Source organism: Vibrio harveyi NBRC 15634 = ATCC 14126 = KCTC 12724 (assembly GCF_001591145.1).
Classification (GTDB): Bacteria; Pseudomonadota; Gammaproteobacteria; order Enterobacterales; family Vibrionaceae; genus Vibrio; species Vibrio harveyi.
This window is the reverse complement of sequence record NZ_BCUF01000016.1, coordinates 57,252-69,905: the sequence shown is the minus strand read 5'-3', so window position 1 is coordinate 69,905 and position 12,654 is coordinate 57,252. Positions and strand designations below refer to the sequence as shown.

Below are 12,654 nucleotides of genomic sequence, written 5' to 3'. Positions count from 1 at the left end.
TAACACTCAACTGAGCTAGCGCTTGGTTAATGCCTAATTAAGCAGCCAAGTGTTAAACTCTTCATTGAGCTCATCGGCATAATCCGACCACCACTCATCATTAATCAAAAAGGCTGTTTTAAAGTTCTGCGGTGCGGTAGGCAGGTTTGCCAAAATCTCAGGACTTACTTGCGCCGATGACGACTTGCGTGTTGGACCATAGGCAACGTATTTTGCTTGGTCAGCTAAAGGCTTGGTACCCGACGAAAAAGCAATGAAATCAAGCGCTAGCTTGGTGTGCGCACTGCCTTTTGGAATCGCCCAGCCGTTCATGTATCCCATTTGGTGATCCCAAATGATGCGAAATGGCTGACCTTCATCTTGTCTGGCATTATGGATACGACCGTTAAATGCCGAGGCTATTACCACTTCTTTGTCGGCGAGCATTTGCGGTGGCTGAGCACCTGTGGTCCACCACAACACTTGTGATTTGATGGTATCGAGCTTGGCAAATGCTCGCTCGCGCCCTTGTTCAGTCTCTAGCAAGGCATAAACCTCTTCAGGCTTCACGCCATCCGCTAACAGCGCCCACTCTAAGTTACCTTGAGGCTGCTTTTGTAGCGCACGTCGACCAGGAAAGTTCTGCAAATCAAAAAGGTCGGTCAACTTGCTTGGTGCGGCTTTGCCTTTAAATGCCTCTTCATTGACGGCAAGTACGGTCGAAACCACAATCGAGTTGATAGCGCATTCGTGAATCGCCCCTTCAATGAAGTCTTGTTCTGCTGGCGTGCCATCCGCACCCGGCGGCAAAATACTTGGATTAACAGGCTCTAACAGCCCTTCTGCACAGCCGCGTACAATGTCTGGCTTGTCTAGTGATACCAGATCCCAGCGCACATTATTGGCTTCTACTTGCGCTTTGATTTCGGCTAAACCACCACTGAAGTCTTCTGAGACAATCTCAACGCCCGTCTTTTTGATAAAAGGTTTGTGGTACGCCTCAACTTGGCTCTTGGTAAACGCACCGCCCCAAGACACAATCGTTAATTTCTCTTCTGCGTATGCAGAGGTCCCCAACAGCATTCCTGAAATCAACATCGCCAGTGGTGCTTTCGTCATTCGTGACATGTTTTACTCCTTTGGTCGTTTTCTGGAGGTATCCGGATACGGCTGCTGGACACCTTATTGTTAAATTTTCGTTAACATTAGCATTAAATATATTTTATACAATATTTAATCTTAAAATTTTTTAAGCGAATCGCTTGAGCGTAAATGGTGAAAGATCAACCGATGGGCTTTTACCTTCAACAAGCTCCAAAATGAGATCGGCAGTGATTGCAGCTTGGGTTAATCCAAGGTGCTGATGCCCAAATGCCAGCAGCACTTTTCCTTCGCAAATCTGGTCAATCACAGGTAACGAATCCACTGTTGATGGTCGATTTCCCATCCACTTCTCTTGTTGCTTGAGTGGGTTTAATCCACTTTCGAACATCGCATCTCCTTGCTGATACAGCATCTCGGCACGCTTCATATTCGGGGGAGATTCTATGCGTGCATACTCCACGGTTCCCGCTAAACGCAGCCCACTCGCCATCGGCGTCATGATGAATTTTCGGTCGGCAGAGCTGATCGGAAACGGCAACGCTTGCCGTTTATCATCCATCATCAAGTGATACCCTCGCTCGGCTTGAATAGGCACAGAAATACCAGTTAATTGCTCCACTAAAGGCTTGGAATGCACCCCAGCAGCAACGATGATACGGTCGAATGAATATTGACTTGATTCCACCAACACTTGTCCAGACTGACTTAGAGCATCAATCGTTTTATTAACAATGGTCCCACCCTGCTTCTCAAATGCATCATAGAGCTCAACGCAGATGGAATAAGGGTCTAACGTATGTCCCGTCTCAGGAAAAAACACGCCATGACGAACCTGGCGACTGATTTCGGGAAGCTGTTCACGGATGGTTTTCTGCGTCCAAACTTGATACTTCACGCCGTGTTTTTCTAGCTCTTCTAGCGTACTTTGATAACGTTCGAACAGCCGCTCGCTTTCAAAGGTCAATAACGAGCCATCCATTTTGATCAGGTCTTTTTTCTCGATGGAATCGAGCAGCTGTTGCCAGCTTTTCACTGCTCTTGAATTGAGACTTTTGATGGCGTTGGTCGAAGGTTCTGTCGACGATGGTTTGGCTTTTGATAAGAACCGAAGCATCCAACCCATGGTGGAAGGGAGATCTTGCCATCGGATAGAGACTGGACTTTTGGGGTTCAATAACATCTTAGGTAACTGAGGAATAACACCCGGTGTTGCGAGTGGAAAAACTTGCTCAGTGGCAATATGTCCAGCGTTCCCTTTCGAGCAACCATTTCCCACGCCATTCGGGTCGAATAGCGTCACCTGATGCCCTTGTTGCTGCAATTTTAAGCCAATCGCTAAGCCGATGATCCCCGCGCCTACTATCGCTATATTTTGATTTCCAGTTTCTTCCTTGACCAACATGAATATGCTCCAAGTCACATTTGAAAAAGCAGATTGTATACAATATATTTTACATCACGATAACATTAAGCCTGTTCGATTCAACCCATTTTTTCAGCAAGGAGCGAAAAATGAGACAAGGAACCTTTTTCTGTATCGATGCCCACACCTGTGGCAATCCAGTCCGTTTAGTGGCGGGCGGTATTCCTCCACTTAAGGGCAATACCATGAGTGAGAAGCGCCAATATTTCTTGGAACACTATGATTGGATTCGTCAGGCACTGATGTTTGAACCTCGTGGTCACTCCATGATGTCAGGTTCCGTTGTTTTACCGCCTTGCAGTGACAATGCTGATGCCTCGATTTTGTTTATCGAAACCAGCGGCTGCTTACCAATGTGTGGGCACGGCACAATAGGTACAGTCACCACAGCAATTGAGAATCGACTGATCACACCGAAGGAAGAAGGTCGTTTGGTCCTTGACGTCCCTGCTGGACAAATCGAAGTGCATTATCAAACAAAAGGTGACAAGGTCACGTCAGTTAAGATCTTTAACGTTCCTGCTTACCTTGCTCACCAAGATGTCACCGTTGAAGTAGAAGGACTGGGAGAAATCACTGTCGATGTTTCTTATGGAGGCAACTACTACGTGATTGTCGACCCACAAACCAACTATGCCGGTCTTGAGCACTACTCACCTGATGAGATTTTGATGCTCTCCCCCCGAGTACGTGAAGCGGTTTCAAAAGCGGTGGAATGTGTGCACCCAGACGACCCTACTGTGTGTGGTGTCTCTCACGTGCTTTGGACAGGTAGCCCTACTCATGAAAACGCAACCGCTCGCAACGCGGTGTTTTATGGCTACAAAGCCCTTGACCGCTCCCCTTGCGGCACAGGCACCAGTGCCCGTATGGCGCAGTGGCATGCCAAAGGCAAACTCAAACAAGGTGAGGACTTTGTCCACGAAAGTATTATCGGCAGCCTTTTTAACGGACGTATTGAAGGCGTCACTGAAGTGAACGGGCGAGCAGCTATTCTGCCTAGCATCGAAGGTTGGGCGCAAGTGTATGGACACAACACCATTTGGGTGGATGACGAAGACCCATACGCGTATGGATTTGAAGTGAAATAAGGACAGTAAGGAATCACAATGAACCCGCAAACCGACAACGTTTTTTACGCTACTAACGCCTTTACCGGTGAGGCGCTCCCTTTAGCTTTTCCTGTTCATACGGAAGTTGAGGTCAATCAAGCCGCTACTACAGCAGCAAAAGTCGCGCGCGATTTTCGCCGCTTAAGTAACAGTAAGCGTGCGAGTCTGCTTCGCACGATTGCCAGTGAATTAGAAGCAAGAAGCGATGACATTATCGCCCGAGCCCATTTAGAAACGGCGCTTCCCGAAGCACGTCTGACAGGAGAAATCGCTCGCACAGCTAATCAACTTCGCTTATTCGCTGACGTAGTCAATTCTGGCAGTTATCACAAAGTCATTCTTGATACGCCAGACCCAACTCGCGCCCCGCTACCTAAGCCAGATATTCGTTGCCAGCAAATTGCGCTTGGTCCTGTCGCGGTATTTGGTGCATCCAACTTTCCGTTGGCTTTCTCTGCTGCTGGTGGAGATACTGCTTCTGCTCTCGCGGCAGGTTGCCCGGTGATTGTAAAAGGTCATACGGCGCACCCAGGTACAAGCCAAATCGTTGCAGAGTGTATCGAGCAAGCGCTGAAACAAGAGCAGCTACCACAAGCGATTTTCACCTTGCTGCAAGGAAATCAGCGTGCTTTAGGACAAGCTCTGGTCAGCCATCCTGAAATTAAAGCGGTGGGCTTTACTGGATCGGTTGGTGGTGGACGCGCCCTGTTCAACCTAGCGCAGCAGCGACCTGAGCCAATCCCGTTCTATGGTGAACTTGGTGCGATTAACCCGACGTTTATTTTCCCTTCTGCAATGAGAGCCAAAGCCGACTTAGCGGAGCAATTTGTTGCTTCAATGACCATGGGATGTGGACAATTTTGTACGAAACCTGGCGTAGTGTTTGCGCTGAACACACCGGAAACACAAGCGTTTATCGAAACCGCGCAAGCCCTTATTCGACAACAGTCTCCTTCTACTCTACTTACTCCCGGAATCCGTGATAGTTACCAATCACAGGTCGTCAGCCGAGGTACTGACGACGGAATTGACGTCACTTATTCTCAAGCGGAGCCCCCTTGTGTTGCCTCGGCTCTCTTTGCTACAAGCAGTGAAAACTGGCGCAAACATCCTGCGTGGGAAGAAGAGATTTTTGGTCCACAATCGTTGATCGTCGTTTGTGAAGATGTGGCCGATATGCTTTCGCTCAGTGAAACGCTAGCAGGCTCGCTAACCGCGACAATTCATGCAACGGAAGAAGATTACCCACAAGTATCGCAGCTCATCCCTCGTTTGGAAGAGATTGCCGGACGATTGGTATTTAATGGCTGGCCGACAGGCGTAGAAGTTGGTTACGCCATGGTGCATGGCGGCCCTTATCCCGCATCGACCCATTCGGCTTCGACTTCTGTTGGTGCAGAAGCCATTCACCGCTGGCTACGTCCGGTGGCTTATCAAGCGTTACCAGAAAGCTTACTGCCCGATTCGTTAAAAGCAGAAAATCCATTGGAGATCGCGCGCGCAGTAGATGGCAAAGCAGCTCACAGTTAAGTCATTGGCTCAAAAAGGCACCAGTTGGTGCCTTTTATTTCACGCCACATCTCAAAACCTTCGCTTGCAGTTGGCTTAATCCAGAAAAACAATAAACTAAAGAAATTGGATACAATATTTATTTTTGACGGGAGACTTCAATGTCACAAAAACCTGTTTTTAAGACCCGCACTCAACTGGTTGAGGAAGCGATTCGAACTCAGATCCTTAAGGGCGAGTTAAAAACTGGTCAACCTTTACGCCAGGACGCGTTGGCAAAAGAGTTTAATGTTAGCCGTATTCCCGTTCGTGAAGCGTTAGTGCAATTGGAAGCACAAGGATTAGTGAGCTTTGAGCCTCATAAAGGGGCAACAGTAACCGAGCTCTCTCCAGATAAAATCGACGAGTTGTTCGAACTGCGCGCCGTAGTGGAATGCCACATTTTAGAGCGTGCGATTCAGAACATGACTGACGAAGATCTCGAACGCGCACGTGAAGTCCGTGAACGTTTTGAAGCGGTAGTCAACAGCGGCGATGAAGTAGAAGAATGGAGCAACTACAACTACGAATTCCATAAAGCTCTGTATGCCCCAGCAAACATGCCAGAAACCATGGATGTGATTTACAGCCTCAACACTAAGTGCGACCGCTACATTCGCATGCAACTGCTGTTCACGACGGGCATTCAAAAGGCAGAGCAAGAGCATTTGACCTTGTTCGAAATGTGTCAAAACCGCGATGTGGACGGCGCTAAGTATCTGCTGAAAAAACACATTTTGGAAGCTGGCACCGCCATTCGTAACTTGTTGTTGGAACAACAAAACACATCAAAATAAGCTCAGCAGCTAAGGTGGTGTTAAGAAATGAATGTCGGACCTAAATTTCTATTAGCGGCGCTGCGACAAAAGATCAAAGATGAGGGGCTGTGCTACAGCTCTTTGTCGGAGAAAAGCGGTATTCCCTTGTCGAGCATCAAACGCCACCTTCATAATCCTTCTTTGGGCTTGGATAAAATCCTTGTCTATCTCAACTATTTAAACACCGATCTTATTGAACTAGCCAACCTCGCCAATCAGCTTCAGCATGAGAACGAACAAATGCTGACTGAAGAGCAAAGCGCGTTATTTCTTGAACACCCCTACCTTCTCGACTTTATCTATATGGTGACGTCTCGTAACCTTGCTCCGAAGGATATTGCAAAAACCTATCAGCTATCAGAAACCAGTCTGCGTTTTTATCTGCGCATCGCGGAAATGCTAGGTTATGTTGAAGATTTTGGTGATGGGTTGTTCTACCGTTCTGGGCGACGCTTTTTGATGGAAGAAGGCTCTGAACTCGACTCATTATTTCGTGAACGCTTCCAAAAAGAATCCTTATCTCACGAGGTAAATCCGGGGATTTGTGTCGGTCGTATTCGTTTGACCAACGCACAGCGCCAACAACTAGAAGAAGAAGTTTACAACAAGCTGGTTAAGCTCAATGCGATCAATACTTCTAATGATGATGGTGAACTCACCAACGTATTAATGCGTTGTACTCCAGGAGCACAAATTTTCTTCTCTGACGGACTGCCTGACATTGACGGCGACCTATTAAAATATGTCGCGCAACTCACCAATAAAAAAAACTAATATGATCATTATTGAAGTTCAATCAATTTTATATTGATTTTCAATTTAATATTAATTATCGAATTTAAAACCGACAACTAGCTACTTTTAATTCACCGCAGCTAATATCGTTTATATCTCGTCTGCGATGACAATATTTCGACCATTGAGTTTTGCTTTATATAAGCACTGGTCTGCTTTATCTAAGTAATAACGAATATCCAAATTCGGTTCTGGACACTGAGTGAACACACCAATTGAACTGGTTAATATGTGACTTTGAGCACTGGTTTCACAAATAATAGAAAGCTCGGCTGTGGCTTTTCTAAACGCCTCTGCGCGGTTGATTGAGGTTTTATGTTCAGACCCTACAATCACAACTAGAAACTCTTCCCCACCAATTCTAAACACGATGTCATCGAGGTCATTAAAGTGAGCAGACAACAATGCGCCTACTTTGGTGATCGCTTCATCCCCTTTTAGATGACCAAACTGATCATTTAGTTGTTTAAAGTAATCTAAATCAATGGATACAAAGCTGACGAGTTGGTTAGTGTCTTGTGCTTTATTAAGAATATCTGGCGTCATGATATTGAAGTATCGGCGATTGTACAGACCCGATAATTCATCAGTAATAGCGAGTTCTTGCAGCTTTTTATTGAGACATCTCAATTCTTTCTCAGCAACAAAGCGACGATGCTTTTCTCTCACTAATTCAATAGATTGACTTGATACCTCAAAATACATTTTAAGTACAGTATCGGCGACCAAGCCATTGATACCTTGCAAAGTGTCGACAGCATTCACTTTCGCCGCCTCTAAAGAGTCACTCGACTCTAACTCTCTTACTGCCACGCTCATTTTTTTATCGTCACCAATAATATGGAACACGAGCCAACGCACTAAGAACTGTAGGATATGCTCAATAGATTCTTGCCAGTTGAGATCTTTCGACTCCGCTTGGATTTTTATGACTTCATCAACAAAAGAGGCATGGCTCTTCTTATGCTCATCATTCCAAATATCATCAGAAAAGTATTCATTCCATACACTTTCTTCATATGAAAAGTGATATTGAGCATAGTCTTTTAACTCACTAAATACGCCGTCTACTTCAATCTGGTCATCATAAATCAACGTATTAGCTAATTTATTCACCAATAAAAATAGATGGTAATGTTGTTCATCAATCTTTTTCATCCCTGTCTCAAAATTGTGATTCCAAGGGAAGATGATCAGTTCGTTATCGGACATCGCTGGGCATATATAAATATTATTTCTTTACTGGATAGTACCCCATGTTATTTTAACTTGATAGCCCTACCATATAATTTGACATAAAGAGAAAATAAACTTGTTATAATTATTAAATTAATGAATTTCTTGTTAAAAAATAGCACCAACAAAGTGGTGCTATTTTTTAATTATTTGAACAGCTTTGCTGGATAACTACTTTAATTCAATCCACGCTTTACGCTGCGATTTGTCCATGTAGGACCAAGCGATAAAACGGCTGACTTTTTGTCCTTGGCTCATTTCCACGATTCGGATCGCTTTTACATCCAACTTTTCAAGTTGTTTGCGCATCGGACGAACATTGTCTTTCTTTGAGATTAACGTGGTAAACCAGAGCACTTGTGCACTGAATGCTTGGCTTTCGTTCGCCATCTTACGGATGAAAGTAGCTTCACCACCTTCACACCATAGCTCAGCATTTTGCCCACCAAAGTTAAGCGCGGGTTTATTGGCTTTTACTTGAGGCGTTTTCGCTTGATTAGCTTGAACCTTCACCCCCTTCTTACGCTGATTCGCTTTTAAATTATCTAGCTTACGCTGACTGCCCATCGCGGCTTCTTCAGCTGAACGGTGGAATGGTGGGTTACAAGTCGTAATATCGTAGCGATCGTTTGGTTGGATAATACCACGGTAAATATTGGACTCACTGGTTTGTTGTACCAATTCGATCTTACCGTTTAACGAGGCGTTGCGTTCTGTGATTGCTCGTGCTGATTCAATCGATGTTGCGTCAACATCGCTACCAGTGTAATGCCATCCATATTGAGTCACACCTACGATTGGGTAAATACAGTTTGCCCCTACACCCACATCAAGTGCTCGCACCTTATGGTGTGCGTATTTGCCTTTTACTTCACTATCAAGCAACTCTGCTACGCGATGAACGTAATCCGCACGCCCAGGAATGGGCGGACATAAGTAAGTATCAGGAATATCCCAGTATTCAATATCATAATGCGCCGCCAGCAATGCTTTATTGAGCATCTTGACGGCTTTTGGATCAGAGAAGTTGATTGAGTCTTCCCCTTTCGGATTCTTTATCACAAATGATTTGAGCTGAGGCTCTGCTGTGATTAGCTTTTTGAAATCGTAGCGACCTCGATGTGCATTACGTTCATGCAATCCACTTTTGGCAGTTTTGATCACTTCCACATCGCTGCTTTTGTTCGCGGCGTTAGTTTTCAGACCAGTGCTTTTTGCCGCACTCGCAGCTTTTGCTGTTGGTTTATTTTTCACACGCTTTGGTTTGATCTTGGTGACTTCTTTGCTCGGCTTAGACTTCGCCGTTTTTGGCTGAGCTTGTTTCGCGTTGTGATTATTGGTCTTCATTCGAATTCGCTTTTAAATCGAGGTAAATCATAAACAGACGAGCATCAAATTCGAGTTGGTGATACTCAGGTTCCATATAACAGCACAGTTGGTAAAAGGCTTTGTCGTGTTTTTTCTCACGCGTGTGTGCCAGCTCATGTACCACCAGCATGCGTAATAACGCTTCAGGTGCATCTTTAAACACGTTCGCAATGCGAATCTCATTTTTCGATTTCAGCTTGCCACCATGGTTACGATTTATCACGCTATGCAAACCAAGCGCATTGTTTACAGCGTGAATTTTCTTATCGTAGACCACTTTGCTAATTGGCGCGGCTTTCTTCATGTAGCGATTTTTGATCGCTATTGCGTATTCGTAGAGTGCCTTTTCGCTTTTGATTTGGTGTCTATCTGGGTAGCGTTTTTCGAACCAAGGCACCAGTTTACCACTGTCGACGAGTGAACTGACTTGCTCGACAATGTTCTGCGGATAACCTTGAATATATCGAAGTGACGGATGCATGCGTATTAAGTCTGCTATGACAAAAGAAAGGCGCTAAATATACCTGAGATGAGCAAGAGTTTCATCTTAGGTTTCAAGCTTTCCTTTGTTGCGAAACCTCGCTAAACTTCGCCTCCCGACGATAATGGAGAGAAATTGAATGAAACGTGTCGTTCTTTACGTCAAAGACAAATGCCCGCACTGCAAAGATGCTCAACGTTATCTTGATTCGAAAAATATTAACTACCGCTTGTGCAATGCAAAAATGCAACGCGGACGCAAAGAGCTCGATGCTCTGGGGGCTCGTTCTGTACCTGTACTGAAGATTGGCGATCGAGTCATGATTGGCTGGAATCCAAAGAACTTTGAAAAAATGTACAGCAACTAAGTGACATATTAATCAATTTGTTTGATCACTTAGTCACGTTATCTCTACCCTAAAGAGCTTCTCCAAAGAGAGGCTCTTTTTCTATCTGCCCGCCCTATTTCTTTGTCTGTCGCTCTTATTCAAACCACTACTCTGCAAAATTTCCGAATGTCGCATAATGGCAATTTTTACTTCCTTACACATTGTATTTTAACGCTCAAACGAACTGGTCTCAGTTTAATTCGCGCCTAGCTTGCGTCGATGGAGAACTCTGACCATCTTTCTTCATCATTAGTGAGTGTTTATATGTCAGAGACAGCAGCAGAAAACCAAGTAAGCCAGACGCCGCAACCGGTTAATAAGGTCAAGCGCACAACCAATGCACTATTGGCACTCACTATGGTGTCCATTGGTACAGCGATAGTGGCAGATCGCATCATTCCGACAACCGATAATGTCCGTGTGGAAGGCAATGTCGTCTCATTGATCCCACAAGTTTCTGGCCAAGTAGACAGCATCAGCATTAAACCAAATACCCAAGTCAAAAAAGGCGATGTGCTACTGCAAATCAATACCACCGATCACCAGATTGCGGTCAAGCAAGCAGAAGCAAAGCTCAAGATCGCAGGACAGAATGTTGGCTCGCAAATGGCAGGTGTGATGTCAGCACAAGCTCAATTGACCACCGCGCTCGTGGCACAAGAAAATGCTAAACGTCAAGGGCAACGAGTTTTAGCCATGGCAGAAAAAGGCGTGGTTTCAAAATCAGATGCAGATACAACTCGCGCAGCCATTGATAAAGCGAATGCCGATGTCGTTAACGCCAAAGCGAACCTAGAAAAAGCAAAAGCTCAGGTGGGAGCGGCAGGTGAAGAGAACGCTCAGATCCAATCGGCTTTACTAGAACTGCAACAAGCGCAACTGAACTTATCACGCACGACAATGCGAGCACCTTCTGATGGCGCTGTGACCAATTTTAATTTGTCGCAAGGTGCTTATGCCACGGCAGGTTCTCCCTTGATGACGTTTGTTGAAAGCGACGGTTTATGGCTTGAAGCCTTCTTCCGCGAAAACAGCATGGGCAACATTAACGCCGGAGATAAAGTTGAAATTGCACTCGATTATGCTCCCGGACAAACCTTCTCTGGCACAGTATCTTCAGTAGATTTAGGGGTTGCATGGGGCGCGAATAATCAGCCAGGCACCTTAGCCACCGTGAAAAATCAAAATGGTTGGCTGCGCGATACACAACGTATGCCCGTGACCATTAAGCTCGATGATAAACATGCGGCTGACTTCATGCGCATCGGTGGACAAGCAGATGTGGTGATCTACACAGAGAGCAACGCTCTATTTAACTTTCTGGGTAAGATTTGGATCAATCTAGTGAGCGTGTTCTCTTATGTTAGATAGTCTGACTCAAGCACAAGAACGTCGAATACTGCGCTATGTTGTCACCGTAGGTTTGGCTACTTTTATCGCGCTATGGTTTAACTGGTCTTTGGCATTTTGTACGCCTCTTTTGACGGCAAAATTCATCGTCGATAAACCCCAGTTTCATATCCTGCATGTCAAACAACTTGGCTATGCGTTGATCTCCACCGCGGTCATTGGCTTTTTGGTATCGAGCGGCTTGCCAGAGTACAAAATAGGTTTTCTGGCCGTACTGTCGTTGGGCATGTTGTGGAGCTATTACCTATTTACCGATCCAAAATGGGTAATGTTTGCCACTTTCTTGATGATTGCCCTGATCTTGATTCCATCGGTTACCATTATAGACAAGCAAGCCGCGTTAGACGTGGGCATCGGTTTTGCATTTTCTGGTATCGTCGCCGTAGCGCTTTACGGGGTGTCACATGTTTACTTCCCAGAAGAGGATGCGACTGAATTTGCTGGCTTCCCTCCCTCCCCTCTAACTCAAGAAGTTCGTTGGAATGCTGCGATTCGAGCTTGGATGATGTCGTTTCCCTTGGTTTGTTTTTATTTCTATTTCCAACTGTCACAAATATTACTCACCGTTGCGTTTGTCATGCTGCTTTCTCTGATGGCAACCAGCGACAAAGCGGGCAAAACATCATTGTTTTTTGTTATCAGTAATGTGTTAGGAGGACTACTCGCTTTCGCCGCTTTCGTTACCATTTCTCTGGTGCCAAATATGTACATCTACATGCTAGTGATGTTGGTGGTTATTACGTTACTTGGGACCAAGATTTACACCGAGCCCGCCAAAGCCCCAGTCTACGCCACTGCATTTACGGGCTTTATGGTGTTAATGGGTACCTCCATGAGCAGCGGTGCGCTAGACGATAAGTTTTACGTTCGGATATGGCAGTTAGTGTTGGTCGTTGCCTACATGGTATTTGTGACCTATTTCTTCGAATCTCGCGACAAGAAGACCGCGTAGTCGCATTAAGCTTGAGCACTTTATGCTGCTCAAGCTTTCA

Annotated in this window: 12 protein-coding genes; 7 read left to right on the top strand and 5 right to left on the bottom strand. The window is 45.4% G+C overall.

Annotated features, from left to right (window positions below):
* Nucleotides 1-33: 33 nt before the first annotated feature.
* Both VHA02S_RS10595 and VHA02S_RS10590 read right to left on the bottom strand, forming a co-directional pair.
* A complete protein-coding gene (locus VHA02S_RS10595) occupies nt 34-1,107 on the bottom strand; it encodes a polyamine ABC transporter substrate-binding protein (protein WP_038897579.1) in 1,074 nt (357 codons plus the stop codon).
* A gap of 121 nt (nt 1,108-1,228) precedes the next feature.
* Complete coding sequence (locus VHA02S_RS10590) at nt 1,229-2,485, bottom strand: NAD(P)/FAD-dependent oxidoreductase (protein ID WP_038897580.1); 1,257 nt, start codon at nt 2,483-2,485, stop codon at nt 1,229-1,231.
* A 110-nt stretch (nt 2,486-2,595) separates the two neighbouring features.
* Here VHA02S_RS10590 and VHA02S_RS10585 point away from each other — a divergent pair, with 110 nt between their 5' ends.
* The 4 genes from VHA02S_RS10585 to VHA02S_RS10570 all read left to right on the top strand — a co-directional run bounded on the left by VHA02S_RS10585 (nt 2,596) and on the right by VHA02S_RS10570 (nt 6,758).
* Nucleotides 2,596-3,597 carry a 4-hydroxyproline epimerase gene (locus tag VHA02S_RS10585; RefSeq protein ID WP_038897581.1) on the top strand — a complete coding sequence of 334 codons (1,002 nt, stop codon included), beginning with the start codon at nt 2,596-2,598 and terminating at the stop codon, nt 3,595-3,597.
* An 18-nt stretch (nt 3,598-3,615) separates the two neighbouring features.
* Nucleotides 3,616-5,148 (top strand): aldehyde dehydrogenase (NADP(+)), encoded by a 1,533-nt coding sequence (locus tag VHA02S_RS10580; RefSeq protein ID WP_038897582.1) that lies wholly within the window; start codon nt 3,616-3,618, stop codon nt 5,146-5,148.
* Between the two features lie 140 nt (nt 5,149-5,288).
* Entirely contained in the window at nt 5,289-5,963 is a 675-nt protein-coding gene (locus VHA02S_RS10575) for a GntR family transcriptional regulator (protein ID WP_005439897.1), read from the top strand.
* Nucleotides 5,964-5,990: 27 nt separating this feature from the next.
* Nucleotides 5,991-6,758, top strand: a complete 768-nt coding sequence (locus VHA02S_RS10570) for a hypothetical protein (protein ID WP_009697395.1) — start codon at nt 5,991-5,993, stop codon at nt 6,756-6,758.
* A gap of 111 nt (nt 6,759-6,869) precedes the next feature.
* Here the strand turns inward: VHA02S_RS10570 and VHA02S_RS10565 are convergent, their stop codons facing one another.
* From VHA02S_RS10565 to VHA02S_RS10555, 3 genes are all read right to left on the bottom strand, one after another.
* Nucleotides 6,870-7,991: a GGDEF domain-containing protein gene (locus VHA02S_RS10565; RefSeq protein WP_038897583.1), complete on the bottom strand. Its 1,122-nt coding sequence runs from the start codon at nt 7,989-7,991 to the stop codon at nt 6,870-6,872.
* Nucleotides 7,992-8,186: 195 nt separating this feature from the next.
* Nucleotides 8,187-9,362, bottom strand: coding sequence for a 23S rRNA (adenine(1618)-N(6))-methyltransferase RlmF (gene rlmF, locus VHA02S_RS10560; RefSeq protein ID WP_038897584.1), 1,176 nt, complete (start codon nt 9,360-9,362; stop codon nt 8,187-8,189).
* A complete protein-coding gene (locus tag VHA02S_RS10555; RefSeq protein ID WP_038897585.1) occupies nt 9,349-9,864 on the bottom strand; it encodes a YgjP-like metallopeptidase domain-containing protein in 516 nt (171 codons plus the stop codon). The genes rlmF and VHA02S_RS10555 overlap by 14 nt, the downstream gene beginning before the upstream one ends.
* A 139-nt stretch (nt 9,865-10,003) precedes the next feature.
* On the opposite strand from VHA02S_RS10555, the gene VHA02S_RS10550 reads away from it, so the two are divergent.
* From VHA02S_RS10550 to VHA02S_RS10540, 3 genes are all read left to right on the top strand, one after another.
* Complete coding sequence (locus tag VHA02S_RS10550; protein ID WP_005439862.1) at nt 10,004-10,231, top strand: glutaredoxin family protein; 228 nt, start codon at nt 10,004-10,006, stop codon at nt 10,229-10,231.
* A 285-nt stretch (nt 10,232-10,516) separates the two neighbouring features.
* Nucleotides 10,517-11,623 (top strand): HlyD family secretion protein, encoded by a 1,107-nt coding sequence (locus VHA02S_RS10545; RefSeq protein ID WP_038897586.1) that lies wholly within the window; start codon nt 10,517-10,519, stop codon nt 11,621-11,623.
* Complete coding sequence (locus VHA02S_RS10540) at nt 11,613-12,614, top strand: DUF2955 domain-containing protein (protein WP_038897587.1); 1,002 nt, start codon at nt 11,613-11,615, stop codon at nt 12,612-12,614. Before VHA02S_RS10545 ends, VHA02S_RS10540 begins: the two co-directional genes overlap by 11 nt.
* Nucleotides 12,615-12,654: the final 40 nt, after the last annotated feature.

Bases quoted from the DNA above. Each gene is read 5' to 3' on its own strand.
- VHA02S_RS10575 (WP_005439897.1), top strand. From the start codon at position 5,289: ATGTCACAAAAACCTGTTTTTAAGACCCGCACTCAACTGGTTGAGGAA.
- VHA02S_RS10540 (WP_038897587.1), top strand. From the start codon at position 11,613: ATGTTAGATAGTCTGACTCAAGCACAAGAACGTCGAATACTGCGCTAT.
- VHA02S_RS10580 (WP_038897582.1), top strand. From the start codon at position 3,616: ATGAACCCGCAAACCGACAACGTTTTTTACGCTACTAACGCCTTTACC.
- VHA02S_RS10595 (WP_038897579.1), bottom strand. From the start codon at position 1,107: ATGTCACGAATGACGAAAGCACCACTGGCGATGTTGATTTCAGGAATG.
- rlmF (WP_038897584.1), bottom strand. From the start codon at position 9,362: ATGAAGACCAATAATCACAACGCGAAACAAGCTCAGCCAAAAACGGCG.
- VHA02S_RS10590 (WP_038897580.1), bottom strand. From the start codon at position 2,485: ATGTTGGTCAAGGAAGAAACTGGAAATCAAAATATAGCGATAGTAGGC.
- VHA02S_RS10565 (WP_038897583.1), bottom strand. From the start codon at position 7,991: ATGTCCGATAACGAACTGATCATCTTCCCTTGGAATCACAATTTTGAG.
- VHA02S_RS10555 (WP_038897585.1), bottom strand. From the start codon at position 9,864: ATGCATCCGTCACTTCGATATATTCAAGGTTATCCGCAGAACATTGTC.
- VHA02S_RS10545 (WP_038897586.1), top strand. From the start codon at position 10,517: ATGTCAGAGACAGCAGCAGAAAACCAAGTAAGCCAGACGCCGCAACCG.
- VHA02S_RS10585 (WP_038897581.1), top strand. From the start codon at position 2,596: ATGAGACAAGGAACCTTTTTCTGTATCGATGCCCACACCTGTGGCAAT.
- VHA02S_RS10570 (WP_009697395.1), top strand. From the start codon at position 5,991: ATGAATGTCGGACCTAAATTTCTATTAGCGGCGCTGCGACAAAAGATC.
- VHA02S_RS10550 (WP_005439862.1), top strand. From the start codon at position 10,004: ATGAAACGTGTCGTTCTTTACGTCAAAGACAAATGCCCGCACTGCAAA.